The sequence below is a fragment of the Corynebacterium lemuris genome (assembly GCF_024919295.1).
GTDB classification, from domain to species: domain Bacteria; phylum Actinomycetota; class Actinomycetes; order Mycobacteriales; family Mycobacteriaceae; genus Corynebacterium; species Corynebacterium lemuris.
In genome coordinates this window covers 125,715-150,473 of the sequence record NZ_JANWTC010000001.1, presented here as the reverse complement: position 1 = coordinate 150,473, position 24,759 = coordinate 125,715, and the positions used below count along the sequence as shown (strand labels likewise).

Here is a 24,759-nt window from a genome sequence, read left to right as displayed (position 1 = left end):
GCTCAGGGGCTAGCATTCCCCATCGTGAGCATCCGTGACTTCTTCGCCGACACCCGTCCCCTCCAGGTACCCGCCTACCGGCGGCTGTGGACCGCGAACATCGCCACCACCATCGGCGCCCAGCTCACGGTGGTGGCCGTGCCCGCCCAGATCTACTCCATCACCGGATCCTCCGCCTATGTCGGCCTGACGGGACTGTTCGGACTGGTGCCGCTGGTTGTCTTCGGGCTCTACGGCGGGTCGATCGCGGACAGCTTCGACAAGCGGAAGGTGCTCACCGCCTCCACGTTCGGCATGATCCTCACCGCCCTGGCCTTCTGGGGCCTGACGGCCGCCGGAAACACCAACGTCTGGTGGCTGCTGCTGACCTTCTCGCTGCAGCAGGCCTTCTTCGCGGTGAACCAGCCGACGCGCACGGCTGTGTTCCGGTCGATCCTGCCGCTCGAGCAGTTGCCCGCCGGCGCCAGCCTGAACATGATGCTCATGCAGTTCGGCGCCATCGTCGGCCCGCTGGTCGCCGGCGCGCTCATCCCCTTCATCGGCTTCTCCTGGCTGTATGCGCTGGATGCGGCACTACTGATCCCGACGCTGGGCGCGGTCCTCGCCCTGCCGGCCCTGCCGCCGAAGAAGGAGGCCATCCGCGCCGGCATCCGTTCGGTTCTCGACGGCCTGAGCTACCTGCGGGGGCAGCCGATCCTCATGGTGGCGATGCTGCTCGACCTGATCGCCATGACCTTCGGCATGCCGCGCGCCCTCTATCCGGAGATCGCCGCCGTGAGCTTCGGTGAGGCGGACGAGGGCGGCATCATGCTCGCCCTCCTCTATTCCTCCATGGCTGTCGGCGCGGTGCTCGGCGGGCTGATCTCGGGCTGGATCTCGCGGGTGGTGCGCCAGGGGCTGTCCGTGATCGTGTGCATCATGGTCTGGGGCGTGGCCGTGATCGTGGCGGGTGTGGCCGTGATGGCCAGCCCCGGCGCGGTGACGGTGTGGGCGTGGCTGGTCATCCTCATGCTGGTCCTGGGTGGGGCCGCGGACATGTTCTCCGCGAGCCTGCGCACCGCGATCCTCCAGCAGGCGGCCGCCGAGCACGTGCAGGGGCGCATCCAGGGGGTGTACATCGTCGTGGTGGTGGGTGGCCCCCGGTTGGCGGATGTCCTGCACGGCTGGGCGGCGGCGCCTGTCGGCGTGGGGCTGGCGACCCTGCTGGGCGGTGTGCTGGTGGTCGTCGGCACGCTCGCGTGTGCCGTGTTCGTGCCCAGTTTCACCCGTTACCGGAAACCGGTGCCGCGGCACATCGAGGACCAGGACCCGACGAACTGACGCCCCCACCACGAACTGAGCTGTCTATTTAGATTCTGGATAATTAGACAGCGCTGTCTGAATAGTTGTACTATCCCGGCATGGCCACCGTCTTCTCCCGTCCCCGCACTCCGGCGGCGAAGTGTCTCCACCTGGTCCGGGTGAACCAGATCGTCACCCGCAGTGAGCTCGTCGAGGCGACCGGCCTGTCCCAGCCCACCATCACACGCGCCATCGCCGCGCTCATCGGCGCAGGCCTCGTGCATGAGCGCACCGACCTCACCCGCTCCCAGGGCCGCGGCCGGCCCACGATTCCGCTCGAGCTGACCAACCACCCGGCCCTCCACGCCGGCATCGCCGTGGGTACATCCACGACCTACATCGGCCTCTTTGACACGCGCGGCCGGACCATCCGCGACGCCGAGGTACCCACCCCCGTCGCCGAGCTGACCGAATCCGACTTCATCGAGCACGTCATGGCCGGCCTCAACCGGCTCACCGCCGGACTGGAACGTCCGCTGGCCTCCGTGGGGGTGACCACCTCCGGACGGGTCACCGACGACGGTATCGTCGACGCCCCCAACCTCGGCTGGCACGGTGTCGACTTCGCCGGCCGCCTGCGCTACCAGTTCTCCGTGCCGGTGGTGGTCTCCGCGGCGGTGCCGGCGATCCTCGGTTCCGAGATCCAGTCCGCCGGCCTGCTCACCGGCACCATGGCACTGTTCGCCGACGACTCGATCGGTGCCGCCGTCGCCGACGACGAGGGTGTCGCCCAGCTCGACCTGCCGCTCCAGGCCCGCGAGCTGACCACCGCAGGCGTCCTGGGGGATCGCTGGTCCTCCATCAGCTCCGCGGTCGAGGACACGGACGCCCGCCCGCTTCTCGACGCCCGCGCCTGCCGCCTCGCCGAACTGACCACCGAGGTAGCCCGGGCGCACGACCCCTCCACCATCGTCGTGGCCGGTTCCGCCTTCATCGACGACCCCGCCGCACCGAAGCTCTTCGCCGCGGAGGTCCGCTCCCGGCTGCCGGAGGTCCAGCTGCGGTTGATCCCCACGCACCGGGAGGTCGTGCGCGCCATCGCCCGCGCCGTGGCGCTCGACCAGACGCTGCGCGAACCGCTGGCGCTGTACGCCTGAGGGGCTCCGTTAGGTTGCACCCGAACAGGCCTCCCGCGCCCCGTCGGCGCGGGTTTTTGTCATACTGGCCCCATGAACACTGAACAACCGATCCTCCACCCCGACCAGTCCCGTGCCGCCCGCATCCTGCTGCGCATCTCCAAGAAAACCCTCGGGTTGAAATCCGGCCTCGGAACTGAGGCGGTCGAGGACTTCGAGAGGAGCCGGAGGGAGCTGGATGACTCCCAGCAGAATCATCTGCGGGAGATCCTGGAGGAGTTGGGGGCCGAATTCCTCCCGGAAGACGATGAGCACGGTTGCGGCGTCCGGCGCCGGTACAACACCCAGAAGATCGCCTCCCTGAACCGGTGGGAGGGAGAGGGCGGGCCTTCTCTGTAGCTGTTTCCTCACAGCCCCTTGGCCGGGAAGGAAGCGCCGGCGCGCTGGGAGACCGGATCGTGGGGCGGGGTGATCTGCTCGTTGAGTTCCTCGAGTTCGGCTTCACCACGGTTTTCCGCGTCATAGACCACCGGATCGGTGATGTTGTGCTCACGCATGAGGATGTCGAGCTTGAGATGCAGCGCCGCACTGTCGCGGTTCTGGGTGTTCTGGATGATGAACACCATCAGGAAGGTCACCAGGGTGGTGCCGGTGTTGATGATCAGCTGCCAGGTGTCGGAGAACCCCAGCACCGGGCCACTGGCGGCCCAGGCGAGGATGGCGATGACCGCCACGACGAACACCCCGGGCCTGCCGAGGTAATCGGCGGTGGCGGTGGTGAAGCGGGTGAAGGTCTCCCGGGCGCGGCTGGGGGTGGGGTGATTGGGCATGGGGATCTCCTGGCAGAGCAGACAAACAGATAAGCGATCATGAATTAATCACACCTACACTACCGTTCCTCCCGGACGCGCTTTTCCGTGCTCAGCCCTTTCTTCTGCCAGTGACATCCTCCGCCCTGTCACGGCCTATACTCATGACCCATGGTTTCCCGGATGCGTACCCGCCATTTCGCCCAGGCCAAGGCCGAGGGCCGGAAGATCTCCTGCCTGACCGCCTATGACGCCCCCACGGCCGCAATCTTCGACGAGGCAGGCATCGACCTGCTCCTTGTCGGCGATTCCGCCGCGAACGTCATCCTCGGCCAGGACTCGACCCTGTCGATCACCGTCGAGGAGATGATGACCATGGCCACCGCCGTGGCGGGTGCCACCGAGCGCGCCTTCGTCGTCTCCGATCTGCCCTTCGGTTCCTATGAGGCCTCCCCCGCCCAGGCACTGGAAACGGCCGTGCGCTTCATGAAGCAGACCGGCATCGCGGGTGTGAAGATCGAGGGCGGTGTGGAGATCGCCCCGACGATCCGCGCGCTCGTCGACGCCGGCATCCCCGTCATGGGCCACATCGGCTACACCCCGCAGTCCGAGCACACCCTCGGCGGTTACGTCGTCCAGGGCCGCGGCGACGCCGCCGCGAAGCTGCGCGCGGACGCCCTCGTCGTGCAGGAGGCCGGCGCCTTCTCCGTCGTCCTGGAGATGGTGCCCGCCGCCATCGCCGCCGAGATCAGCCGTGAGCTGGCGATCCCGACGATCGGCATCGGCGCCGGCAACGGCACCGACGGCCAGGTGCTCGTGTGGACCGACGCCTTCGGACTCACCCGGGGCCGCACCCCGCGTTTCGCCCGGAAATACGCCGACGTGGGTTCTGTGCTTCTCGACGCCGCCCGCACCTACCTCGCCGACGTCGAGTCCGGCGACTTCCCCAACGAGGCCGAGTCCTTCGAGGATAAAAAATGACCGTCCTCGCCCGTTCCGTCACGCAGCTGCGTTCCGCCATCGCCGACCTGCCGGGTTCCGTCGGCCTCGTGCCCACCATGGGTGCGCTCCACGAGGGCCACGCCCGCCTGGTCTCCCTCGCCGCGCAGGAGAACACCTCCGTCGTGGTGAGCATCTTCGTCAACCCCCTGCAGTTCGCCGACCTCGGCGACTGCGAGGACTTCCGCAACTACCCGCGCGACCTGGACGCTGACTTCACACTCCTGGAGAACCTGGGTGTCGATATCGTCTTCGCCCCCACCGAGGCTGAAATGTACCCCGACGGTCTGCCGCAGGTGTGGGTCCGCTCCGGTGAGATGGGCGAACGCCTCGAAGGCGCCTCCCGACCGGGGCATTTCGACGGCGTGACCACCGTCGTGGCCAAACTCCTCCAGCTCACCCAGCCTGACCGCGCCTATTTCGGGGAGAAGGACGCCCAGCAGCTGGCCATCATCCAGCGCATGGTCGCCGACCTGGACTTCCCCGTGGCCGTTCGCCCGGTACCCATCATCCGTGGCGAGGACGGCCTGGCCGAGTCCTCCCGCAACCAGCACCTGACTGCGGAGGCCCGCGAGCAGGCCCTGGTCCTGCCCCGCGTGCTTACCGAGCTCCATGAACGCGCGGCAGCCGGCGTACCGCTGGACATCGAGGGCGCCCGCCGGGTCCTGCGCACGGCCGAAGGCGTGGAACTCGACCACCTCGAGGTCGTCGACCCCGCCACCCTGCTCCCCGTGGAGGAGGTCGGTGACGGCGCGCTGGCCGTCGCCGCGATCCACGTCGGCGGCACCCGGCTCATCGACAACGTGCGGCTGGTGCCGGTCAAGCGCTGACGCAGCAATCCATCCGATAGGGAAGGTCGGAGCAGGCACAGGGAATGCCTGCTCCGACCTTCTTCTGCGTTGAGCAGCTGCCCATCCACGGTGTCAGCCACCCTACCCACCCCCGTTCTGCAATATTTTGCAATCTCTAAATGTGGGGAAACCGGCGTGGCCGGAGAGAATCCCGATGACACACGTATTTTATTCATTATTTATTAGTTTCCGCATCACCTAATTTGGTGAATTTATGAAACAAGCTACCCCCAGCCATGAAAGTGACTTTACGCACAGACATTGTCATAATAACCTGCCATTCACAGCGGTAGTCATCATGTTTCCAGGCCGCTCAGCGCTTACCGCCACCCCTTTATCCGAAAGAAGAGACCATGCGCCGTATCACCCGCTACGCAGCCCTCCCCCTCGCCCTGGTGACCATAGGTGCCCTCGCCGCCTGCTCGTCGTCCTCCGACGAGCAGGCCTCCGGCGACTACCCCACCAAGACCATCAACCTGACCGTCCCCTACGACGCCGGCGGCAACCTCGATACCATCGCCCGCAGCGTGACCCAGTGCATGGAGGACGAACTCGGCCAGCGCATCCTCGTGCAGAACAAGTCCGGCGCCGCCGGGACCATCGGCACCGCCGAGGTCGCCAATGCCACACCGGACGGCTACACCATCGGCATCAGCCCGGTTGGCCCCGTCGCCCTGACCCCGGGGGTCGTCGACACGGTCAACTACACAGCCGCCTCCTTCGACTACTTCGGCTACGTCTCCAATCCGCCCATGCTCATCATCACCTCGAAGGACGCCCCCTACGACACCCTCAGCGAGCTCGTTGAAGCCGCGCAGGATGAGAGCGTCGTGACCGTCACCCCCGGCGCCAACTCCCTCCAGGCCCTGTTCGCACGCCAGCTCAACAGCACCGAAGGCACCCAGCTCGAGCTCGTCCAGACCGACTCCGCCATCGAGATCCTGCGGGGCGTGGCCAACGACGACTACGCGGTCGGCGTGACCACTGTCTCCGCTGAGGTCCTCCCCCAGATCGAGAATGGCGACGTCAAGGCCCTGTCCCACTCGGGCACCGACGATTACCAGTTCCTCCAGGAGGTCCCCACCTTCGAGGATGAGGGCTACGGCGACATCCTGCCAATGGCGATGCTGCCCTCCGCGCTGATCGCGCCCCACGGTGTCCCCGACGAGGTAAAGACGGCGCTGAGCGGTGCCCTGGAGACCTGCATTGAGGACCCGGACGTCATCGAGCGTGTCGGCGCAGAAATCATCGCCCCGAGCTACACCCCGGGCGACCAGGTCCGCGAGGACTGGATCCAGGTCGAGGAACTCGCCGGAGATCTCCAGTAGTCCGCTTGCCGGACTCAACGAAAGGATGTGAGCTGCGGTGACTACCCAGGTCGAAACCGGAATCACTGAAAACAGACGTCGCCACGGGCTCTACCGCTACTGCGACCAGATCGGGGGCGTAGCCCTGCTGATCTTCTTCGCGGTGTTCGGCATCGCCTCCCTGCCGCTGGAGTTCGGCTCATTCGCCAGCCCCGGCCCCGGCCTGTGGCCACGCCTCCTCATCATTACCGGAATCATCGCAGCTGTGGCCATCGCAGCCTTCGGCCGGGATTCCATCGTCCCCTCCGAGCAGGCCTCGAAGGCAAAACTGCTGCTGTACGGAGGAGGCATCTTCCTCCTGCCCGTGATGTACAACTACATCGGCTTCCTCATTCCGGCAATGCTCACGCTCGTGGTGCTCTTCTACTTTGACAGCACCCTGAACCTCATCAAGTCCGTCGTCTTGGCGGCAGTCGTCGTGACCGCCCTGTACGCCCTGTTCAGCTACGGCCTCAGCCTGCCCCTCCGCCCGATCTAGGCACACAGAGAAAGAACACGGAAACATCATGGATCTTCTCACTGGATTAGCGGGCGGCTTCAGCGTCGCCGCGGATCCGATGAACCTCCTTTTCGTCACCCTCGGGGTGGCCCTCGGAACCATCATCGGACTCCTGCCCGGCCTCGGTGCCTCCGCAGCAATCGCAATCCTCCTCCCCATCACCTTCAACATGGATCCGACGTCAGCGATCATCATGCTGGCCGGCATCTACTACGGAGCCATGTACGGCGGTCGCATCCCCGCGATCCTCCTCAACGTTCCCGGCGATGCATCGTCGGTCATCACCACCCTCGAGGGTTATCCTCTGGCCCGCAAGGGACAGGCCGGCCCTGCCCTCGGACTGACCGCCATCAGTTCTTTCATCGGCGGCACCGTCGCCCTGATCGGCCTGACCTTCCTCGCCCCGATGATCGCCACATGGGCCGGACGCATCGGCCCGCCGGAGACAGTTGTCCTGGCCATGGCCGGCCTGCTGATGGCCGCGCTGATCGGCTCCGGTTCCAAGGTCAAGGTCCTGTCCATGGTGGTCGTCGGTCTCCTGCTGGCCACCATCGGCTTCGACCTCGAGACCGGGCAGCCGCGCTTCTCCTTCGGCAGCAACGAGTTCGCCGCCGGCATCCAGGTCATCCCGCTGGCCGTCGGTCTGTTCGGTATCGGCGAAATCCTCTTCCTCACCGAGGCGAAGATCCGCGGACTGGACCCGCGCACGACGAATGTCCGTGGCACCCCCAGTTTCAAGGCCGTCAAGGAACAGAGTGGGCCGATCGGCCGTTCCTCGATCATCGGCTTCCTCATCGGCATCATCCCCGGCGGCGGTGGATCGATCTCCTCGATCGTTGCCTACGGCGTACAGAAGAAGGTCTCCAAGAACCCGGAGATGTACGGCAAGGGTGCGATGGATGGCCTGGCGGCCACGGAAACGGCGGACAACGCCTCCTCCAGTTCCGCGTTCATTCCGCTGCTGACCCTCGGCCTGCCGCCGAACCCGACGCTAGCCCTGTTGTTCGGCGCGCTGGTCATGCACAACGTGACACCGGGTCCCAACATGGTCAACAGTCACCCGGAGGTCTTCTGGGGTGTGATCGCCTCGATGTACATCGGCAATATCATCCTCCTGGCCTTCAACCTGCCGCTCATCGGCCTGTTCACCAAGATCCTCAAGGTACCGGTGGGAATCCTCTTCCCCATCGTCCTCGTCATCGCCTTCTGCGGTGTCTACGCATCGCGCAGCTCCCTCATGGACGTGTACATGGCCGCAATCTTCGGTGTGGTCGGCTACCTGCTCAAGAAGTTCCGCTTCGACATGACGCCCATCATCTTGGCCTTCATCCTCGGAGCCATCATCGAGAGTAACTTCCGTACCTCACTGACCATGGGCGATGGATCGCTGATGATCTTTGTCGAACGTCCCATCACCCTCATCATCCTGGGCGTTCTCGGTGCTGCGGCGTTGGGTCTTTACCTCATGACCCGCAGCCAGCGGAAGACCGTCCAGGAGATCCGCGAGGAGGTCCGCGACACCACCGTCGAGGCCACCCCGACCGTTAGCGCTGAGATCACAGCAGACTCCGACCAATCCATGGTCGAAGAGAAGGACAATTCTCCTCTCAGTAGGTGACCCTGACCTCAGTGAGCCCGGCCCCGATGATTCCCGTCATCGGGGCCGGGCTTTTCCCATCAGTTCAGCGCAGCGTTATGCCGCTTGGCCAAGTCGACATAGCGGCCGGCGTGCGGGATGAAGCCGGCGGACTGCTCCTCCGAGAGCTCGCGGCGGATCTTCGCCGGCACGCCGGCGGCCAGGACACGGTCGGGGATCTCCATGTCCTCCAGCACGACGGCGCCGGCGGCGATGAGAGCACCGGAGCCGATGACGGAACGTGAGAGCAGCGAGGACTTCATGCCGACGAGGGTGCCGTCGCCCACTGTCGTGCCGTGGACCAGTGCCATGTGGCCGACGGTGACGTCGTCGCCGAGGATGCAGGGGGCGTCCCCGTCGACGTGGAGGACGGAATTGTCCTGGATGTTGGTGCGGGCGCCGATGCGGATGGCGTTGACGTCGCCACGCAGCACGCTGCCGTAGAAGACGGAGGAATCCGGGCCGATCTCCACGTCACCGATGATCACCGCCGTCGGGGCGATCCAGGCACTCGGGTGGATCCTCGGGGTCTTCCCCTCGAACTCGATGATCACTGCAGAATCTCCTTCACGGAATCGGGGCCGGTGAACAGCACCGACCGTAGTCCGAATTCCTCGGCGGCCCGGACATTGCGCGGATCGGCATCGAAGAACACCGTCTCCTTCGCGCTGACACCCATCGCATCCAGGGCCACCGCGAAGGCGCGGGGATCGGGTTTGACCAGGCCGATGTCGCAGGACATCGTCACCGCCTCGAACCTGTCGAACCACCCGTGCTCGGCGCGGGCGCGTTTCGCCAGACCAGCGGGGACGTTGGAGAGGATGCCGCAGCAGTAGTGGGCGTCAACAAGCGAGAGCGCATAGGCGACCATCCCCGGATCCTCCGCCATCGAGGTCTCCCAGTCGGCCTCCACCGCCTCCACGATGTCAAAAGGCGCCAGGCCCGCACGGACCTGCAGCTGGCGCCAGAAACGCTCATCCCCGACATTGCCGGAATCATAGGCCGGACGGAGATCATCGTAGACGGGCCAGATACGCGCGTCCCCACCCACGGCAAGCTCCACGCGCCGCCGACCGGCATCGGTCCGCTCTTTCAGCAACACCCCGTAGAGGTCAAACAGCAGAGCACTCATATGCCCACCCTACGCAAATAGAGTGGGGAGCCATGATCGATTTCACCGCACCAGCAGACCATGTCGCACCCCAACTCCTCGGTTGCGTGGTGACGATGAACGGTGTCTCCCTCCGCCTGACCGAGGTCGAGGCCTACCTCGGTGCCGAGGACGAGGCAGCCCACACCTACCGCGGACCCACCCCCCGCAACGCCGCCATGTTCGGGCCACCCGGGAGGCTCTACGTCTACCTCTCCTACGGAATCCACATGGCAGGCAACATCGTCTGCGCACCTGAGGGCGTCGGACAGGGGTGCCTCATGCGTGCCGGGGAGGTCCTCGACGGCGTCGACACAGCCCGGCACCGTCGTGGCGACGTGGCCTTCGAGAAGCTGGCCTCCGGGCCCGGCAACCTGGGCAAGGCACTCGGCCTGTCGCTGGCGGACAACGGCACGCCAGTCTCGTTGGAGCGGCCGGCGGAGGCACCGGAATGGGTAGCGGGACCGCGGGTGGGGATCTCCAAGAACGTCGATGCCCCGCTGCGCTTCTGGATCCCTGGTGACCGCACTGTCTCCGCGCGGAGGGGGCGGCCGAAGCAGCGCTAATTTGTCATTCGAGGGAGAAACGTAGATTTAGATCCAACTAGGATCTCCTTATTCGACATTTTCGCCGATTATGCTAAATAAGATGCCGTAACTGACGAGGAAACTGATCATGAACGGGCGATCTGAGAAGTTGGAGAATATGACCACATGTCCTCCCTCACGCTGAAAAAAGTCTTCCACGCCCAGACCAAATCCGCAGCCGACCAACTGTTTGAGGCGCGGACCCGCTCCGAGTCCGCACTGCACTGGGACTTCCCCGTGGGGGACCACTCCTTGTTCTGCCTCATCACGCCGGAGATAACCTCACTCGTCGAGAAGATCTACTCCCGGGAGCTCACGATCCAGTCAAAGTGGCTGCACCTCCCCCTCGGAGCACGCACTATGTCCGCGCTCTCCTACTCGATGAAGTCATGTTCACCAATGCCATCGAAGGAGTCACCTTCACCCGTCAGCAGATCCAGGATGCACTGGCCGAAGAGAATCGGAGCTCTCCCTGGCACCGTCGCTTCCGGGAGCTCTCTCACCTGTACCTCACGCTCGGCGAGGGAAAGGGAAAAGTGCCGGAATCTCCCGCAGATATCCGGGGAATCTACGACAACGTCATGGACGGTGAACTCTCTGCTGACGACCTGCTGGATGGAGAGCTGTTTCGGGCGGGATCAGTAGACATCACGGATGCCGCCGGGAGATCGCTGCACCGGGGTTTCCATCCGGAGGAAAAGATCCTGCGAGGCCTGGAGGCAACACTGCAGGCAATGTCAGACAAAGCCTCGCCCCCATTGGTGTGCGCGATTATGTCCCATTTTATGTTTGAAGCCGTCCACCCTTTTTATGACGGCAACGGCAGAACGGGCCGATATCTACTCGGCCTACGTTTAAGTCGGCTACTCTCCTCCCCCACAGCTCTGACCCTCTCTCGGGTGCTGCATGAAGACCGTAAAACCTACTACCGGGCCTTCACCGATGTAGAGGAGCACCTGAACAGAGGCGACGGCACCCCCTTTGCATTAGCCCTGCTCAGGCTGATCTTTGAGGCACAGGGCCAGCTGGAAGAAGATCTCTCAGCCCGTGAGTATCTGCTCAAAGGTCTCACAGAAAAGCTGCAGGATCTACAGGATGCACCGGGCCATGGGCTCTCCGAACATGGCTTCAGGATTCTGTTTCTGCTCGGGCAGGTCGACCTCTTCGGTACCGGCAGCGGCACAAAATTGGACGAAATCGCAGAGTACCTGGACTTGTCCTCTCCACACTCTCGCCGCTACCTGACCGGTCTGGAGAAACAGGAACTCATTGCAACCATCACAAAAAGGCCGCTACGGTTCACCCTGACCACGAAGGGGCGCCTACTCCTCGGACTGACTGAACAAGAACCACCAGTACTGACGACGTAGAATACGGCTTATGGATACCTTCACCATTCGCCGGGAGGCTGAAGCTGATATTCCCGCGATCAGGGGACTCACGTCGCGCGCGTTCGTGGACAAGCCTTATTCGCGGCAGCGGGAGGCCGAGATCGTCGAGAAGCTCCGCGACGCGGACGCCCTCACGCTCTCCTTCATGGCGGTCAAGGGGCCGGCGGTGGTGGGGCACATCGCGGTGTCGCCGGTGGAGATCAGCGGCGGGACGGCGAACTGGTACGCCGTGGGCCCGATCAGCGTGGCCCCGGAGCGCCAGGGCGAGGGCATCGGCTCACTGATCCTGGAACGTGCGCTGACGGAATTGCGCGCGATGGGCGCCGGCGGTGTGGTCGCTGTGGGAGATGCGACCTTCCTCGAGCGTTTCGGTTTCGCGGATGTGCCGGAGCTGGTGTGGCCGGGCATGGACCGGCAGTTCGTCCGCGCCCTGGCGCTTGCCGACGCCGCCGTCCCCTCCGGCACCGTCCTCTATCACGAGGCATTCAGCCGGTGACCACCCCTTACCTCTGCAGGGCATGGATTCTAGTCCGCAGTTAAGCCTAACCTTGGTTGTTTGTGCAGCTCAGGGCACTTATACTCGAAAATATCAGATACGCGAAGACTCTCGAAACACAACCACAACGCAAGGAGACTCGCACCATGTCCACTGTCGCCAAGATCGCTTCCTGTACCGCCACCGCCTGCGCCTTCAACAACGACGGCTGCACGGCCTTCGCCATCACCGTCGGTGGCGCCGACCAGCCGGCCTGCGGCACCATCAACACCATCGACCTGCGCGCCGGAATGCGGTCCCCGGACGCCCACGTGGGCGCCTGCCAGCGTCTGGACTGCAGGCACAACGCAGACCTCATGTGTACCGCTGGAGGAGTAGACATCAGCGGCGACATGGCCCTCTGCGCCACTTACGCGCCGCGCTGAGAAAACCGTACGCGATAGACAAGAACGCGCGGAACCCCCTGAAGGGGTTCCGCGCGTTCCTCGGTTACCGGCTTCTCAGATACGCGGAGACGCGTGCCGGACCGAGGTGTGGACGGCGAGGGCATCCACGGCCCCGGCCAGGTCTGCGATGGTCATGACCGGTTCCGGGAAGGTCACCAGGACGGTGGTCATGCGGCCGTCGATCATCTTCAGCAGGGCGACGCCGGAGTGGTCGACGTCGACCACCCACAGGTTGTCGCCCGCCGGTGCGGAGCAGCCGCCCAGCTCCGACTCGGAGAGCAGGAGGCCCGGGGCCATGCCCACCAGCGCGCCGGAGAGCAGGGTCGACAGCTGCACGTCCGAGAGGCGGGCGATCTCATCACGGGCGTCGATTTCCCGGGAGTTCAGTTCACTGATCTCCGCGGTGGCAAGCAGTTCGTCCGCAGCGCACTTGGTCACGCCGTGCGGGCCGTGGAGAAGCACCGTCTCCACCTCGATGACACCGACGCGCAGATGGGGGCCGGGTTCGAAACCGAGGGTCGTCGGGGTTGCGGCGCTGTCCTGCCACTCGACACGTGCCAGAGCGTGGAGGCTGGCGACGGTGATGTCGACGGTGAACTCCAGCGCCTTCTTCACGCCGTCGAGACGGATCTCGGCATCGCCCATGAAATCGGCGTCCTCAGCAGAGCAGATCACGACGAAACGCCCGCTGTCATCGAGGCCGTGTGCCAGGGCGGAGACCGCCATGGTGGGGTCGACACGGTACGGCACCAGAGTCAGTGCTCCGGCGCCGGTGATGATGCGGCGGGCGAGGTTCTCGCCGTACGTGGTCTTGCTGATCATGCTCACTCCTTGATTGAGGTACGCCTAACTTAGCCTAGGCTTAGTGGACGGTCAAGAAGTATCAACGCATATTTTCCAGGGGTTATCCCCGGCCTTTTCCCAGGGTAGAGGCATGAACGAGTGGTATGCACCACAAAAGTGCATGACCGGACATGTTCCCACAGCCACTTTCAGCAGCCTGCCGAGACCTCAGACACATACCCCGAATGCGCCGTTTCCCAGCTGCATCCCACCATCCGGCATCCCTCCGCGACCCCGACCCCGCCGACGTTGAAACGGCTTTTTCGGCCAGATTCCGGACATCGGCTTCCGTCCGCGCCCGATCATCCGGAAACTCGCCCCCGGGATCAGGGCACCGCGACCTCCCGGTTCGCGTACTCATAACGACGCTTCTCCCCCTCCTGGTAGACACGCCCCGGCTGACCCGGCTGCAGGGTGCCGGTCGGGCCCTCCCGCATCCGCACCTCGACGACCACCGGTGAGGGGCAGTGGAGGAGCAGTTCCTGCCCCGAATCCAGCACGATGCGCACGCCGGAATCACGCCACCACTCCCAGTCCACGGTGTCCTCGAGCTTGTTGATCTGCGCGACACGATCCTGGATACGTGTGACCGCGGCGATGGTCCCCGCCAGCGGATAGGGGTCCCCACCCGGATCAAGGCCAGTGAGCGGATGGACGGTGAGCACGGATTCGACGCGCTCGCCCTCGGGGAAATCGATGACCTGCTCCACGAACTCAATCCCGACCCACCCCTGCTCGAACTGCAGCCAGGCCCCGAAGGCGCCGACACGGTCATCGAGTTCGAGGTCGCTGCCGTAGGCCAGGAGCTGCTGCCCGGTGAGTTCGCTCAGCCGGGCCAGGCTCTCGGCGCTCAGGAAAGTTTCGGTGGTCATCTCTGCTCCTCCGCAGGTCGGTGCGCGTTCCGCCTCCAGACTAACCGGAGTTCAGCACTCCCCTGCCCCGGTGACCCAGGCCGCCCGGATCATCTCCTCGAGCACCGCCAGGTCGATGTCCTCCGGCTTGTTCACGTAGATGCAGGAGCTGCCGGCCGTGTGCTTTCCCAGCCGACTGAGGAAACCCTCCCCCTGCGGCAGTCCGTAGAGGGCGAGTTTCGCCTTGCGCGGGCTGAATCCCACGCGGAAGGTGTCCCCCTCACGCCCGGTGGCGTAGCGGTAGTGCATCTGACCGTAACCGATCATGGACGGCCCCCACATGACCGGTTCCTCACCGGTGGCGCGGCGGAAGATCTCCAGCAGCAGTCGGCCGTGCTCCACCCGCCGCGGGGTATCGAGTTCCTCGACATACTGTGCCGGGGACTGGTCGGTGGCATGTGTCCTGATGTCCGCGGCGTTCACGCCCGTGTGCCCCAGCGTGAAACCCGCCTCCCGGCCCTCCGGTCCGGGGACATCCGCCATCGACAGGCCCCGTTCCAGGAGCGCGGCCTGCAGGCGTTCCAGGCCCCGCCTGCCCACGCCGTGCAGCTCAAGCAGCTCCGGCCAGGCGATGCCGTGGAGGGATTCCAGGTCGGGGTGACCCGCCGCAGCCAGTGCCCTGCGGGCGGGGGCGGGAACGCCCGGGAGGGATTCGTAGGAGGTACCCATGGGTGAGATCCTACGCCTGCACAGGCGTGAGCCAGGCCCCCGGAAAACCCGCTCCGTGATTGACCCCACGCATGATGTCAGGAAAACTGCGGGGCCAAGGGCCGCTTTTCCTGCAGTTCACGGTAAGTTCATCCATAATTACCTTTCGTTACCCCCGATCTCGTATTTATATGCAACCCTGGTCAGGTCAGGTCACCTTGTCCCCCGGAAAGGAAGGGAGTGATCCATGGGTAAAACGGTTCTTCCCTTCCTCGGGGTAGCACTGCTGACGGCGTCTGCTCTGCTCAGCGGTTGTGCAGTCACCCAGACCCCCACCGACCCCACGACGGCGCCCCTCACCTTCGCCCTGCCCCCGAGCACCGACGACCCCACCCTCGCTGAACGGTCGGCGGTCGTCGCGGAACTGGTTGCGGCGGCCACGGGCCGGGAAGTGGAGGTCCAGGAGCCGGCCGACTACATGGCGGTCGTGGAATCGGTGCGCTCCGGTTTCACCGACGTGGCCATGACCAGCCAGTTCGCCACGGCGCTGGCCTATGAGAACGGTTCCGTCACCCCCATCATCGTCTGGGACCAGGAGGAGGGGCCGGCCTCCCTGTGTTTCGTCCGGGCAGACAGTGACATCCATGATCTCGACGATTTTGCGGGCGGCCAGATTGCCTTCGTCGACCCCGCCTCCACCAGCGGGCACTTCCTGCCGAAATCCCTGCTCGTCAGACACGGTTACACCGAGGGCCGGGACTACACCGCAACCTTTGCCGGCAGCCACGAGGCCGCGGTCCTGGCGATGCTCAACGGCACCGTCGACATGGCCTGCACGGCCCGTCAGCTGGTCCCGACCTACATTGAGGGGGGCCTGCTGGCTGAGGGCAGTTACCGGCAGGTGGCAGAGACCGCACCTCTTCCGCTGGGGATATCCGTTGTGGTCTCCGCGGAAGTCGATGAGAACACCCGCCGCCAGCTCACCGGGCACCTGCCTGAAGCCCTGATGGCGGACGAGGACCTGGCCTCCCTCTACGGCGGCGCGGAGTCCTACCGGATCAACCCGGACAAATCGGTCTATGCGCCGGTCCTGCGGATCGCGCGCGAGGCCGGCGTGGAGCTGGCGGATATCCGGTGACCGCGGTGGTCCGTGCCCGCGGGCTCACGGTGCGTTTCGGCGGCGACACCGCCCTCGAGGCCGTGGATCTGGACGTCCACGCCGGGGAGGTGGTGGCCCTGCTGGGCCCCTCCGGCTCGGGGAAATCCACCCTGCTGCGTGCCCTGACCCGGATGGTGCCGGCCGTCGCGGATGAGCTGGCGGTGGTGGGACGGGACGTCGATAAGCTGCGCGGCGGGCAACTGCGGGAGCTGCGCTCGGACGTCGGGTACGTCTTTCAGCATCACCACCTCGTCCCGAATCTCTCCTGCCTGACCAACGTGCTCACCGGTGGTCTCCACGAGGCCGGGGCGGTGAACCTGTTGGGGATGTTCTCCACGGCGCAGCGTGCGAAGGCGCTCGCCCTGCTGGAACGCGTCGGGCTGGAGAAACGGGCACGCGACCGCTGCCGCACACTCTCGGGCGGTCAGCAGCAGCGGGTGGCCATCGCGCGCGCCCTCATGCAGGATCCGCGGCTGCTGCTCGCCGATGAACCGGTCTCCTCCCTGGATCCGCAGCTGGCGGGCTCGGTTCTCGCCCTGCTGCGGGAGGTCGCCGCCGAGCGCGGCATCCCGGTGCTCATGAGCCTGCACGCCGTCGACCTGGCCCGCGCGCACGCGGACCGGATCATCGGACTGCGGCACGGCCGCGTCATCATCGACAGCCGGGTCCACCAGCTTGACGACGCCGCCCTCACCCGCCTCTACCAGCCGGTCCCGGAGGTGCATGATGCTCAGTGAACAGGAGCGGACCCGTCTCAGCCGTCCCCTCCAGGCCCCGGGACCGGCAGGGCTGGCGGCGGTCATCCTCGGTCTGGCGGCGATCGGCTGGAGCTGGCGGGGATCCGGATTCAGCATCAGCGAGCTCATCGACGGGCTCCCGCGCATCGGGGATTTCCTCGCCCGGTTGTGGCCGCCGGACTTCGACCGCCTGCCCCTCATTCTCGGGCTGCTGCGGGAGACCCTGCAGATGGCGGTGCTGGGTACCTTCCTCGGCGCAGTCCTCTCCCTGATCATCGCCTTCGGAGCCACCTCCACCATCGCCCCACGGTGGTTGTACGCGCTGACCCGCCTCCTGCTCAACACCCTGCGGTCAGTGCCGGACCTGATCTACGCCCTGGTCTTCGTCTCCGCCGTGGGACTGGGGCCTTTCGCCGGGATCCTCGCTCTGACGCTCGGTTCGGTCGGCTCCATCGGCAAGGTCTTCGCGGAGGCGATGGAGGCGGTGGACGAAGGCCCGGTCGAGGCAGTGACCTCCACAGGAGCGTCGCGACGCCAGGTCATCACCTGGGCCGTCCTCCCCCAGGCCGCACCGATGCTCATCAGCTACACACTGCTGCTCTTCGAGGGCAATGTCCGCGGCGCCACCATCCTCGGACTTGTGGGTGCAGGCGGCATCGGCATGGAACTGACCACCGCCATGCGCCTCTACGACTACGGCCACCTCTTCGCCATCATCATCAGCATCATCGTGCTGGTGACCGTCATCGACCGCATCAGCGCGGTCATCCGTCACAAAGTGAGATAAATGTTCAGAACCACACGACCCCCACTTCGGCTGCGTCCCCTGGCCAACTTCCGCGACCTGGGCAGCATCCCCGTCAGCGACGGCCTGGTCACCCCCGGTCTCCTCGGCCGCGGCGATGACCTCTCCTTCATCGATGAAAACGGCGCCCGCGCCCTGTCCGAGGCCGGCACCAGACTGATCGTCGACCTGCGTTCCCTGCAGGAGGCCGCCTACACCGGCCGCGGGCCGCTCGGCAACACCGACATCACCTACCTGCACCAGCCCCTGACCGATGATCCCGGCATACCGGGGTCCGCCGCGCTCGCGGAGGTGATCAGTCAGCACCCCGACGATCCCGCCGCCCCGGAACTCATGGGCCACTGGTACGTCTCACTTGTGGAAACCCACGGGGCCGGCATCCGCGGCGGTCTGGAGGCCATCGCCGACACTCCCGGGCCAGCCGTGTTCCACTGCGTGGCCGGCAAGGACCGTACCGGCGTTTTCGCCGCCTGCCTGCTCTCCCTGCTGGGTGCGGACGATGAGGCCATTGTCGCCGATTATGTGCGTACCAATGCGGTGATGCCGCAGGTACTCGACCGCATCAGCCAGCTCGCCGAGATCGCCGTAGGCGGGCAGGCGATGTCCGTGCCACTGGATTCGGTCCTGCTGTCCGCTCCGGAATCAGCGATGCGCACCATGCTGCGGGTCCTCCACGAACGCTACGGCGGGCTCAACAGCCAGCTGCGGGAGACCGGTGTCGACGGGGAACTCGTCTCCGCCCTGCGGGAACGGTTGATCACACGTTGACCGGAACATCGGAAACCTCCGTCCGCCGCTCCCCCGGACGGCCCCGCGACCCGGAGAAACGTGAACAGGTCCTCCAGGCGGCAACCGAGCTGCTCCAGGAGGAGACCTGGCCCATCACCGTCCGCCACCTCGTGGAACGCAGCGGCGTGGCCCGGGCCGCGATCTACCGACGCTGGCCCTCCCTCGACGCGGTGCTCGCAGACGCCCTCGACCACGGACGCCACCCTATCCGGGTCCGCAAGGACCTGGATCTCTACGACGCCCTCGTGGAAACCTACGCCGGCACCGACAACCACGCCTCCGACACCGAGCGGATGATCCGGCGCCGCATCCACCTCAACATCCTCGACCCGGACCTGCAGCAGCAGTACTGGCGCTCTCACGTCCACCGCCGCCGTACCCCGGTCGCCGAACTACTGCGCCAGGGCATCAAGGACGGGATCCTACGCGCGGACCTCGACGTTGAGGCCACCCTCGACCTGCTTTCCGGCGTGGCCTACTACCAGTTCGTCGCCCGCGGGATCACCCTGGAGGGCCCGGCGGTGACCGCGCGACTTCGGGCGGCGGTGGATATCGTGTGGCAGGGAATGGTGCGCCGACCCGGTCCTGGGGAGGGGTGAGGGAGGTGTGGTGGGGTGTGGAGGGGCGCGCAATATCTGACCTTGACACGTCAAGCGAGAGCCGTTGAGCAGGGCTTTTGCGCGCGACCCCACCCCCGAGACGTCAGATATTGCGCAGGTCCGTCGGCAGCCCTCAGGCGCGCAGCGGCTCCAACGCCTTCGCCCAGGCGGCAACCTGCTCGAACACACCCTGCAGGGCGCCGGTCGCACCGTCAGTGGGGGCGAACTCCGTCATTCCGTTGAAGTCGGTGCTGAAGGACAGGAATACCTGGGCACGCACGTCAGCCATCTGCAGCTCGGCGGCGATCAGGCGCCAAGCCTCGACCGCGCGGGTACCGCCGGCAGAACCGTAGCTGACGAAACCGATGGCCTTGTTGTTCCACTCGGCGTAGAGGTAGTCCACGGCGTTCTTCAGGGCGGCGGGCACGGAGTGGTTGTACTCGGGGGTGACGAAGATGTAGCCGTCGAAGGAGGCGACCTTCTCAGCCCAGACCTTCGTGTGCTCGTTCTCGTACTGCCCCATGGCCGGCGGCATGGGTTCGTCGAGAAGCGGCAGGTTGAAGTCGGCGATGTCGACGAGTTCATATTCAGCATCCCCGCCCTGGGGTGCGTTCTGGTGCACCCACTCGGCGACGTCACGGGCGTTGCGGTTGGGTCGGGTGCTGCCGACGACGATGGCGATACGGGTCATGGTTATCACTCCTGGAGATTGTGTGGATGTGACGGTTCCTCCGGGACGGGCCCATGCAGAACCGTCCTGGTGATCCACGCTACGTTCTTTTCCACCGCTTCGTCGGGGCCGTGGCCCTGCCGGGAGGCCGCCACTCCACTAGCATCCCCGGTGCACCCCACCCCGCCGCCGCTGAAGGAATTCCCCCATGGACCTGAATCTTATTCCGCCCGACATCTACTCCTTCCTCTTCGAAGGGGCCGCCCAACTCTCCGCGCTGCCGATCACCATTTTTCTTGTCACCGGTCTCATCGGCGGGATGGGCGGAAATGCTCTGACGGAGCCGGCGAGGATGAGTGCGGAGGTGTGGACCTCCTTCACCCCGTTCATCGACCACTATCTCCAGATCAACGGAGCACAGTAGCCCCGCCACGCTCAGAGGCCGAGCAGCGCCTCAATCTCATCGGCGGCGGCCTGCAGGTTCTCCAGGTAGTGCTGCTCCACTTCGGAGAGCTCACCATCGGGCGCCGGTTCCGCGATGGACATCGGGCCGGCGATGGTCAGCGAGTAGGTGACCCTGCCGTCGTAGCCGCGCAGCGGCAGGGCGATCGAGTACATCCCGATCTCTGATTCGGAGAGGTTGCGCCCGTAGCCGAGCCGACGCACCAGATCCAGCTCCTCGCGCAACTCCGCACCGGTCTGGGGACCTCGGCCGGTGGGGCTGTAGAGCGTCTCCTCCCGGCACAGTCGCTCCCCCACGTCCGTGGCCCCCAGCGCCAGGAGCACCTTACCTGCGGCACCCAGATGTGCGGGCACCTGCCTGCCCAGGCGGGAGGTCACCCGCATCATGGCGTCCGATTCGACGGCGGCGAGGAACTCCAGGTGGTCGCCGGCCATGAAGAGGATGTGGATAGTCGAATTCACTACGTCCTTAAGCCGGGTCATCACCGGCGTCGCCAGCTCTGCCAGCCGCTCGCCCTCATCCCGGTCGGGGGAGATGGCCACCCCCGGGGCCAGGCCGTAGCGGATGGGTGAGTTCCGGCGTTCCACGAGTCCGCCGGTGTGCAGGGTCGAGAGCACGCGGTGGGTGGTTGACGTGCTCAGATTCAGCTTCTCGGCGATGTCGGATACACCGAGGCGGCCCTCGCGGGCGCCAAGGAGGCGAAGGATGCGGACTGCATTGGTCACGGAGGTGAGATTTTTTGCCACCCCCATAGTTTCCCACATAACGGGAAAAAGATCTAAAGTTCCCACTTTTTTGCCGAAAGTGCCATTATTGAGCCACCCCAGAGGTAATCCAGCTCACATAATGAATCCCCCGGAGGATCACCCCATGTCCCGAATCGACAAGAACAACCCGGCCGCCAAGTGGCGCATCGCCGTCCTCGACGGCCCCAACATCGCCAACATCGGCCGCGAACGCGGTCACCGCGACCACACGCTGGGCAGCTGGGACGAACTAGACCACCTGGTCAACAAGGTCGGCGGCCTCCTCGAGGTGGAGATCATCCACTTCGCCTCCAACTACGAGGGCAAGCTCCTCGAGTGGCTCCACGCCAACGCCGGCGACGTCGACGGCATCATCGTCAACCCGGGCAGCCTCACCTCCTACAGCGAGGGACTGCGCCACGCGCTGGAGGAGACCCGCAAGCCCTACGTCGAGGTCCACTTCTTCAACACGGTCAAGCACTTCGCCCGCGTCTCCCCGCACATCCGCCTCGAATCGAAGATCACCGCCTCGGCCACCGGTGTGGTCTCCGGCTTCGGCCAGCACTCTTACACCGCAGCCCTCATCGGCCTGGTCGATCTTCTCGACGAGCGCGCCGCCCAGGCCACCGGGGAGGGCACCGATGCGTAATTGGAACGGCGGCGCCATCCGCCTCACTGACCGCGAATGGACCATCGGCATCATCGACGGACCGAACATGTCCCAACTGGGCAAGCGCGACCCCAGCAAGTACGGCTCCATCTCCTGGGCCGAGCTGGACGGGATGAACCGCAGCTGGGGTGAACGCCTCGGTGTGAAGATCATCTCCCTGGTCTCCAACCAGGACGGCGAGATCATCGACTGGATCCACGAGCATGCCGACGAGGTGGACGGCTGGATGGTCAATCCGGCCGGCCTGCAGACTTACGCCGAGGGGATGCGCCAGGCCTTCGAGATGTCCGGCAAACCCTATGCCGAGACCCACTTCGCCAACACCGTCCGCCACTTCGCCCAGTCCTCCCCGCACATCCGGCTGGAATCCGGGCTGACCAGCCAGGCGCAGAGCCTGGTGATGGGTCTGCGCCACCAGAGCTACCTCTCCTCCCTGGTGGGACTGACCCTGTACCTCGACGAGCAGCACCTCACCTCCTCCTGAAGGAAAAACCATCATGGATAACGTCCTCCGCGCCATAGGCAGGATCCCCGGCGCCCTCATGATCGTCCCCCTCTTCCTCGGGGCGATCTTCAACACCGTCTTCCCACAGGCCCTGGAGATCGGCAGTTTCACCACCGCTCTGTTCAAGGACGGCGCGGTAGTCCTCATCGCCCTGTTCTTCGTGTGTATGGGCTCCCAGATCCAGTTCAAGTCCGCGGTCACCGCACTGGAGAAGGGCGCGGTGATGCTCATCGGCAAATACACCGCGGCCCTGGCCGTCGGCCTCGCGATTGCTTTCCTCACCCCGGACGGCTCCTTCATGGGGTTGGTCCCGTTGGCGGTCATCGCCGCCATGTCCAACTCCAACGGCGCTCTGTACGTCGCGCTGACCGGCGAGTTCGGCAACAAGACCGACAAAGGCGCTGTCTCTGTCCTCTCGCTCAACGACGGACCCTTCCTCACCCTCATCGCCCTCGGCGTGGCGGGACTGGCGGATTTCCCGCTGATGGCATTGGTCGCCGTGATCTTCCCCATCCTCTTCGGCATGATCCTGGGCAACACCAGCGAGATCGCCCGGAACTTCCTCGGGCCCGGCGAGAGACTGATCATCCCCTTCGCCGCCTTCGCCCTGGGTACAGGCATCGACTTCCAGGTGATCTTCACCTCCGGCGCACCGGGACTGGTCCTGGGTCTGTTCACCATCATCCTCTCCGGTGGCATGGCCATGCTGTCCCTCTACCTGTGGCACGTGCTGCGCCGCCACCCGAAACCGACCCGCAACGTCGTCGGCGGCGCCTGTGAGGCAACCACCGCCGGCAACGCCATCGCCACCCCCGTGGCGGTGGCGGCAGCTGATCCCAGCTACGCGGCTGTCCTGGATGTGGCCACCACGCAGGTGGCGGCATCGGTGGTGGTCACCGCCCTGATCGTGCCCTTCCTGGTCAGTGCCGTGGCGAAATGGCAGCGCAGCCGTGGTGTGTCCCCGGAGAACGAGGAGGCCTTCTACGAGGACCGCATCCACCGGAAGAAAGAACCGGCCACCAGCGGAATCGGAGAAAACTAGATGGCACTGAACTACGACTGCATCATCGAGGAGCGGATCTACGTCCTCCAGACGGGCGCGAAGATCGACGAGTACCTGGAGATCTACGAGCGGGAGGGTCTGTCCGTGCAGAAACCCATCCTCGGCGGTTTCCTCGGCTACTTCGTCACTGAACTGGGCACCCAGAACCAGCTCGTGCACCTGTGGCGCTACTCCGACATGGAGGACCGCCGGCGCCGCCGGGCGGAACTGGCCGCCAACGAACAGTGGCAGGGCTGCCTGGAGAAGATCCGCCCCATGATCATGACGATGGAGAACCGGATCATGTACCCGACCTCCTTCTCCCCCATCGGAAACAACTAGAGGAATCCCCCATGATCAAGGTCACCCCCTCGGGTACCGAGGACACCAACACCACCCAGTCCGGCGACTGCATCCGCGTCTCCGGTGTCAGCCCGCAGAACACGGGCGCCACGAAGATCTGGTTCGGCGAGGTCCGCAACGCCCCCGGCCACCGCTCCCTGCCCCACCACCACGCCGAATGCGAGACCGGCGGGCGGGTGATCAAGGGCCACGGCCGCATCTACTTCGGGGAGAACTACTCCGAGTACGTCGACATGAAGGAAGGCGACTGGGTCTTCGTGCCACCGCATCTCCCCCACGTGGAGGCGAACATGAGCACCACCGAGGAACTGGTGTGGATGACCGCGCGCACCCCGGACAACCTCGTGGTCAACCTCCCGGACGTCGCCGATGACAGCCTGGCCGGTTACCGGCGGGTCTGATCCTCTTCCGCCAGGAAATCGGTGATGGCTGCGGTGAGCGCCCGCGGGTCCTCGAGCATCGGCAGATGACCGGTGGCTATTTCCCGGGTCCATTCCGCGCCGAGGGTCTGCGCCGACTTCCGTTGGACCGCGAAGGGAAGTTCCCGGTCCCGGGTGGTCAGCACATAGCCGCACCGACCAGCCCACGTTCCGGCACCGACCCGGTCCCGGTAGAGATGTCGGGATTCGGGGACGAAACCGCTGATGATCCGCCCGGCGAGTTCCTCGTTCAAACCGTAGGCCAGGCCCCGGCGGATCGAGGATGCGGGCGGGCGGGTGCTGGTCAGGCTCATCACGAGACCGAGGAGCCACCGGTTGGGGGCGGGCAGCGTCTCAATGAAGGAGCGGCCCGGGGCGGGGATGACAGCACTGACGGCCAGAAGCGCGGCCACCCGCTCCGGGGCCCGGCGGGCGAGCTCTGCGGCGATCACCCCACCGGAGGAATGCGCCACCACCGTGAACTCTCCGCCCGGGGCGGAGTCGAGGGCCGCCGCCGCATAATCGCGCAGGCTGGCGCGGGTGCCGGTGGCAGGCCGGGCGGTGACACCGTCCCCGGGATGCGCACCCAGCCGGGCGCGCACGTCCTCCCAGATCCAGCCGGACAATCCGCTGCCGCCGATGAACAGGATCGGCCGACGCTCGAGGTTCATGCGGCAACGATAACGCGGGCGCGGATAAGCTGCGCGGAAGGTCGCAGGTGCGGGAGAGTGGAGGGGACCAC

At 65.6% G+C, this 24,759-nt stretch carries 32 protein-coding genes; 23 read left to right on the top strand and 9 right to left on the bottom strand.

Annotated elements, in window-relative coordinates:
• Nucleotides 1–24: 24 nt before the first annotated feature.
• The 3 genes from NYP18_RS00750 to NYP18_RS00740 all read left to right on the top strand — a co-directional run bounded on the left by NYP18_RS00750 (nt 25) and on the right by NYP18_RS00740 (nt 2,816).
• A complete protein-coding gene (locus NYP18_RS00750) occupies nt 25–1,320 on the top strand; it encodes an MFS transporter (RefSeq protein WP_259426226.1) in 1,296 nt (431 codons plus the stop codon).
• Between the two features lie 80 nt (nt 1,321–1,400).
• Nucleotides 1,401–2,438 carry an ROK family protein gene (locus NYP18_RS00745; protein ID WP_259426225.1) on the top strand — a complete coding sequence of 346 codons (1,038 nt, stop codon included), beginning with the start codon at nt 1,401–1,403 and terminating at the stop codon, nt 2,436–2,438.
• Between the two features lie 72 nt (nt 2,439–2,510).
• Nucleotides 2,511–2,816: a hypothetical protein gene (locus NYP18_RS00740; protein WP_259426224.1), complete on the top strand. Its 306-nt coding sequence runs from the start codon at nt 2,511–2,513 to the stop codon at nt 2,814–2,816.
• A gap of 8 nt (nt 2,817–2,824) precedes the next feature.
• On the opposite strand, the gene NYP18_RS00735 is transcribed toward NYP18_RS00740, so the two are convergent.
• Complete coding sequence (locus NYP18_RS00735) at nt 2,825–3,247, bottom strand: low affinity iron permease family protein (RefSeq protein WP_259426223.1); 423 nt, start codon at nt 3,245–3,247, stop codon at nt 2,825–2,827.
• Between the two features lie 150 nt (nt 3,248–3,397).
• Here NYP18_RS00735 and panB point away from each other — a divergent pair, with 150 nt between their 5' ends.
• The 5 genes from panB (at nt 3,398) to NYP18_RS00710 (ending at nt 8,560) form a co-directional block, all read left to right on the top strand.
• Nucleotides 3,398–4,207 (top strand): 3-methyl-2-oxobutanoate hydroxymethyltransferase, encoded by an 810-nt coding sequence (panB, locus tag NYP18_RS00730; RefSeq protein ID WP_259426222.1) that lies wholly within the window; start codon nt 3,398–3,400, stop codon nt 4,205–4,207.
• Nucleotides 4,204–5,055: a pantoate--beta-alanine ligase gene (gene panC, locus NYP18_RS00725; RefSeq protein ID WP_259426221.1), complete on the top strand. Its 852-nt coding sequence runs from the start codon at nt 4,204–4,206 to the stop codon at nt 5,053–5,055. The genes panB and panC overlap by 4 nt, the downstream gene beginning before the upstream one ends.
• A 374-nt stretch (nt 5,056–5,429) precedes the next feature.
• A complete protein-coding gene (locus tag NYP18_RS00720; RefSeq protein ID WP_259426220.1) occupies nt 5,430–6,404 on the top strand; it encodes a Bug family tripartite tricarboxylate transporter substrate binding protein in 975 nt (324 codons plus the stop codon).
• Between the two features lie 37 nt (nt 6,405–6,441).
• Nucleotides 6,442–6,921: a tripartite tricarboxylate transporter TctB family protein gene (locus tag NYP18_RS00715; protein ID WP_259426219.1), complete on the top strand. Its 480-nt coding sequence runs from the start codon at nt 6,442–6,444 to the stop codon at nt 6,919–6,921.
• 28 nt (nt 6,922–6,949) lie between these two features.
• Nucleotides 6,950–8,560 (top strand): tripartite tricarboxylate transporter permease, encoded by a 1,611-nt coding sequence (locus NYP18_RS00710; RefSeq protein WP_259426218.1) that lies wholly within the window; start codon nt 6,950–6,952, stop codon nt 8,558–8,560.
• Between the two features lie 59 nt (nt 8,561–8,619).
• Here the strand turns inward: NYP18_RS00710 and NYP18_RS00705 are convergent, their stop codons facing one another.
• Nucleotides 8,620–9,132: a gamma carbonic anhydrase family protein gene (locus tag NYP18_RS00705; RefSeq protein ID WP_259426217.1), complete on the bottom strand. Its 513-nt coding sequence runs from the start codon at nt 9,130–9,132 to the stop codon at nt 8,620–8,622.
• Nucleotides 9,129–9,710, bottom strand: a complete 582-nt coding sequence (locus tag NYP18_RS15495; protein ID WP_259426216.1) for an HAD family hydrolase — start codon at nt 9,708–9,710, stop codon at nt 9,129–9,131. The genes NYP18_RS00705 and NYP18_RS15495 overlap by 4 nt, the downstream gene beginning before the upstream one ends.
• A 32-nt stretch (nt 9,711–9,742) precedes the next feature.
• On the opposite strand from NYP18_RS15495, the gene NYP18_RS00695 reads away from it, so the two are divergent.
• The 4 genes from NYP18_RS00695 (at nt 9,743) to NYP18_RS00680 (ending at nt 12,627) form a co-directional block, all read left to right on the top strand.
• On the top strand, nt 9,743–10,294 hold the full coding sequence (locus NYP18_RS00695; RefSeq protein ID WP_259426215.1) for a DNA-3-methyladenine glycosylase: 552 nt from the start codon (nt 9,743–9,745) through the stop codon (nt 10,292–10,294).
• A 410-nt stretch (nt 10,295–10,704) separates the two neighbouring features.
• A complete protein-coding gene (locus tag NYP18_RS00690; protein WP_259426214.1) occupies nt 10,705–11,685 on the top strand; it encodes a Fic family protein in 981 nt (326 codons plus the stop codon).
• A 10-nt stretch (nt 11,686–11,695) separates the two neighbouring features.
• On the top strand, nt 11,696–12,202 hold the full coding sequence (locus tag NYP18_RS00685; RefSeq protein ID WP_259426213.1) for a GNAT family N-acetyltransferase: 507 nt from the start codon (nt 11,696–11,698) through the stop codon (nt 12,200–12,202).
• 146 nt (nt 12,203–12,348) lie between these two features.
• Entirely contained in the window at nt 12,349–12,627 is a 279-nt protein-coding gene (locus tag NYP18_RS00680) for a DUF1540 domain-containing protein (protein ID WP_259426212.1), read from the top strand.
• A 75-nt stretch (nt 12,628–12,702) separates the two neighbouring features.
• Here the strand turns inward: NYP18_RS00680 and NYP18_RS00675 are convergent, their stop codons facing one another.
• From NYP18_RS00675 to NYP18_RS00665, 3 genes are all read right to left on the bottom strand, one after another.
• The gene (locus NYP18_RS00675) at nt 12,703–13,470 is read right to left on the bottom strand and encodes a hypothetical protein (RefSeq protein WP_259426211.1); all 768 of its coding nucleotides are present in this window, start codon (nt 13,468–13,470) and stop codon (nt 12,703–12,705) included.
• Nucleotides 13,471–13,817: 347 nt separating this feature from the next.
• Nucleotides 13,818–14,363, bottom strand: a complete 546-nt coding sequence (locus tag NYP18_RS00670) for a hypothetical protein (RefSeq protein ID WP_259426210.1) — start codon at nt 14,361–14,363, stop codon at nt 13,818–13,820.
• A 51-nt stretch (nt 14,364–14,414) separates the two neighbouring features.
• A complete protein-coding gene (locus tag NYP18_RS00665; protein ID WP_259426209.1) occupies nt 14,415–15,071 on the bottom strand; it encodes a DUF1801 domain-containing protein in 657 nt (218 codons plus the stop codon).
• Between the two features lie 226 nt (nt 15,072–15,297).
• Here NYP18_RS00665 and phnD point away from each other — a divergent pair, with 226 nt between their 5' ends.
• From phnD to NYP18_RS00640, 5 genes are read left to right on the top strand one after another with little or no spacing between them, the layout of a single operon-like run.
• On the top strand, nt 15,298–16,188 hold the full coding sequence (gene phnD / locus NYP18_RS00660; protein WP_259426208.1) for a phosphate/phosphite/phosphonate ABC transporter substrate-binding protein: 891 nt from the start codon (nt 15,298–15,300) through the stop codon (nt 16,186–16,188).
• Nucleotides 16,185–16,946, top strand: a complete 762-nt coding sequence (gene phnC, locus NYP18_RS00655; protein ID WP_259426207.1) for a phosphonate ABC transporter ATP-binding protein — start codon at nt 16,185–16,187, stop codon at nt 16,944–16,946. Before phnD ends, phnC begins: the two co-directional genes overlap by 4 nt.
• Nucleotides 16,933–17,733: a phosphonate ABC transporter, permease protein PhnE gene (gene phnE, locus NYP18_RS00650; protein WP_259426206.1), complete on the top strand. Its 801-nt coding sequence runs from the start codon at nt 16,933–16,935 to the stop codon at nt 17,731–17,733. The genes phnC and phnE overlap by 14 nt, the downstream gene beginning before the upstream one ends.
• Nucleotides 17,734–18,519 carry a tyrosine-protein phosphatase gene (locus NYP18_RS00645; protein WP_259426205.1) on the top strand — a complete coding sequence of 262 codons (786 nt, stop codon included), beginning with the start codon at nt 17,734–17,736 and terminating at the stop codon, nt 18,517–18,519.
• Nucleotides 18,516–19,139 (top strand): TetR/AcrR family transcriptional regulator, encoded by a 624-nt coding sequence (locus tag NYP18_RS00640; protein ID WP_259426204.1) that lies wholly within the window; start codon nt 18,516–18,518, stop codon nt 19,137–19,139. Before NYP18_RS00645 ends, NYP18_RS00640 begins: the two co-directional genes overlap by 4 nt.
• 133 nt (nt 19,140–19,272) lie before the next feature.
• On the opposite strand, the gene NYP18_RS00635 is transcribed toward NYP18_RS00640, so the two are convergent.
• Nucleotides 19,273–19,830 (bottom strand): NADPH-dependent FMN reductase, encoded by a 558-nt coding sequence (locus tag NYP18_RS00635; RefSeq protein WP_259426203.1) that lies wholly within the window; start codon nt 19,828–19,830, stop codon nt 19,273–19,275.
• 187 nt (nt 19,831–20,017) lie between these two features.
• On the opposite strand from NYP18_RS00635, the gene NYP18_RS00630 reads away from it, so the two are divergent.
• Complete coding sequence (locus NYP18_RS00630) at nt 20,018–20,233, top strand: hypothetical protein (protein WP_259426202.1); 216 nt, start codon at nt 20,018–20,020, stop codon at nt 20,231–20,233.
• Nucleotides 20,234–20,244: 11 nt separating this feature from the next.
• On the opposite strand, the gene NYP18_RS00625 is transcribed toward NYP18_RS00630, so the two are convergent.
• Nucleotides 20,245–20,997 carry an IclR family transcriptional regulator gene (locus NYP18_RS00625; protein WP_259426201.1) on the bottom strand — a complete coding sequence of 251 codons (753 nt, stop codon included), beginning with the start codon at nt 20,995–20,997 and terminating at the stop codon, nt 20,245–20,247.
• A 145-nt stretch (nt 20,998–21,142) separates the two neighbouring features.
• Between NYP18_RS00625 and NYP18_RS00620 the strand changes: the two genes are divergently transcribed.
• From NYP18_RS00620 to NYP18_RS00600, 5 genes are read left to right on the top strand one after another with little or no spacing between them, the layout of a single operon-like run.
• Complete coding sequence (locus tag NYP18_RS00620; protein WP_259426200.1) at nt 21,143–21,667, top strand: type II 3-dehydroquinate dehydratase; 525 nt, start codon at nt 21,143–21,145, stop codon at nt 21,665–21,667.
• Complete coding sequence (locus tag NYP18_RS00615; RefSeq protein WP_259426199.1) at nt 21,660–22,172, top strand: type II 3-dehydroquinate dehydratase; 513 nt, start codon at nt 21,660–21,662, stop codon at nt 22,170–22,172. Before NYP18_RS00620 ends, NYP18_RS00615 begins: the two co-directional genes overlap by 8 nt.
• Nucleotides 22,173–22,185: 13 nt before the next feature.
• On the top strand, nt 22,186–23,235 hold the full coding sequence (locus tag NYP18_RS00610; RefSeq protein ID WP_259426198.1) for a 2-keto-3-deoxygluconate permease: 1,050 nt from the start codon (nt 22,186–22,188) through the stop codon (nt 23,233–23,235).
• Nucleotides 23,236–23,577, top strand: coding sequence for an NIPSNAP family protein (locus NYP18_RS00605; RefSeq protein WP_259426197.1), 342 nt, complete (start codon nt 23,236–23,238; stop codon nt 23,575–23,577). It abuts the gene before it with no gap.
• Between the two features lie 11 nt (nt 23,578–23,588).
• On the top strand, nt 23,589–23,999 hold the full coding sequence (locus NYP18_RS00600) for a cupin domain-containing protein (protein ID WP_259426196.1): 411 nt from the start codon (nt 23,589–23,591) through the stop codon (nt 23,997–23,999).
• Here NYP18_RS00600 and NYP18_RS00595 read toward each other — a convergent pair.
• Nucleotides 23,984–24,688: an alpha/beta fold hydrolase gene (locus tag NYP18_RS00595; protein ID WP_259426195.1), complete on the bottom strand. Its 705-nt coding sequence runs from the start codon at nt 24,686–24,688 to the stop codon at nt 23,984–23,986. The genes NYP18_RS00600 and NYP18_RS00595 overlap by 16 nt on opposite strands.
• Between the last annotated feature and the right edge of the window lie 71 nt (nt 24,689–24,759).

Bases quoted from the DNA above. Each gene is read 5' to 3' on its own strand.
- NYP18_RS00665 (WP_259426209.1), bottom strand. From the start codon at position 15,071: ATGGGTACCTCCTACGAATCCCTCCCGGGCGTTCCCGCCCCCGCCCGC.
- NYP18_RS00675 (WP_259426211.1), bottom strand. From the start codon at position 13,470: ATGATCAGCAAGACCACGTACGGCGAGAACCTCGCCCGCCGCATCATC.
- NYP18_RS00670 (WP_259426210.1), bottom strand. From the start codon at position 14,363: ATGACCACCGAAACTTTCCTGAGCGCCGAGAGCCTGGCCCGGCTGAGC.
- NYP18_RS00745 (WP_259426225.1), top strand. From the start codon at position 1,401: ATGGCCACCGTCTTCTCCCGTCCCCGCACTCCGGCGGCGAAGTGTCTC.
- NYP18_RS00600 (WP_259426196.1), top strand. From the start codon at position 23,589: ATGATCAAGGTCACCCCCTCGGGTACCGAGGACACCAACACCACCCAG.
- NYP18_RS00635 (WP_259426203.1), bottom strand. From the start codon at position 19,830: ATGACCCGTATCGCCATCGTCGTCGGCAGCACCCGACCCAACCGCAAC.
- NYP18_RS00630 (WP_259426202.1), top strand. From the start codon at position 20,018: ATGGACCTGAATCTTATTCCGCCCGACATCTACTCCTTCCTCTTCGAA.
- NYP18_RS00685 (WP_259426213.1), top strand. From the start codon at position 11,696: ATGGATACCTTCACCATTCGCCGGGAGGCTGAAGCTGATATTCCCGCG.
- NYP18_RS00680 (WP_259426212.1), top strand. From the start codon at position 12,349: ATGTCCACTGTCGCCAAGATCGCTTCCTGTACCGCCACCGCCTGCGCC.
- NYP18_RS00605 (WP_259426197.1), top strand. From the start codon at position 23,236: ATGGCACTGAACTACGACTGCATCATCGAGGAGCGGATCTACGTCCTC.
- phnE (WP_259426206.1), top strand. From the start codon at position 16,933: ATGATGCTCAGTGAACAGGAGCGGACCCGTCTCAGCCGTCCCCTCCAG.
- NYP18_RS00595 (WP_259426195.1), bottom strand. From the start codon at position 24,688: ATGAACCTCGAGCGTCGGCCGATCCTGTTCATCGGCGGCAGCGGATTG.
- NYP18_RS00615 (WP_259426199.1), top strand. From the start codon at position 21,660: ATGCGTAATTGGAACGGCGGCGCCATCCGCCTCACTGACCGCGAATGG.
- NYP18_RS00690 (WP_259426214.1), top strand. From the start codon at position 10,705: ATGTTCACCAATGCCATCGAAGGAGTCACCTTCACCCGTCAGCAGATC.
- NYP18_RS00740 (WP_259426224.1), top strand. From the start codon at position 2,511: ATGAACACTGAACAACCGATCCTCCACCCCGACCAGTCCCGTGCCGCC.
- NYP18_RS00610 (WP_259426198.1), top strand. From the start codon at position 22,186: ATGGATAACGTCCTCCGCGCCATAGGCAGGATCCCCGGCGCCCTCATG.
- NYP18_RS00645 (WP_259426205.1), top strand. From the start codon at position 17,734: ATGTTCAGAACCACACGACCCCCACTTCGGCTGCGTCCCCTGGCCAAC.
- phnD (WP_259426208.1), top strand. From the start codon at position 15,298: ATGGGTAAAACGGTTCTTCCCTTCCTCGGGGTAGCACTGCTGACGGCG.
- NYP18_RS00710 (WP_259426218.1), top strand. From the start codon at position 6,950: ATGGATCTTCTCACTGGATTAGCGGGCGGCTTCAGCGTCGCCGCGGAT.
- NYP18_RS00735 (WP_259426223.1), bottom strand. From the start codon at position 3,247: ATGCCCAATCACCCCACCCCCAGCCGCGCCCGGGAGACCTTCACCCGC.
- NYP18_RS00695 (WP_259426215.1), top strand. From the start codon at position 9,743: ATGATCGATTTCACCGCACCAGCAGACCATGTCGCACCCCAACTCCTC.
- panC (WP_259426221.1), top strand. From the start codon at position 4,204: ATGACCGTCCTCGCCCGTTCCGTCACGCAGCTGCGTTCCGCCATCGCC.
- panB (WP_259426222.1), top strand. From the start codon at position 3,398: ATGGTTTCCCGGATGCGTACCCGCCATTTCGCCCAGGCCAAGGCCGAG.
- NYP18_RS00620 (WP_259426200.1), top strand. From the start codon at position 21,143: ATGTCCCGAATCGACAAGAACAACCCGGCCGCCAAGTGGCGCATCGCC.
- NYP18_RS15495 (WP_259426216.1), bottom strand. From the start codon at position 9,710: ATGAGTGCTCTGCTGTTTGACCTCTACGGGGTGTTGCTGAAAGAGCGG.
- NYP18_RS00720 (WP_259426220.1), top strand. From the start codon at position 5,430: ATGCGCCGTATCACCCGCTACGCAGCCCTCCCCCTCGCCCTGGTGACC.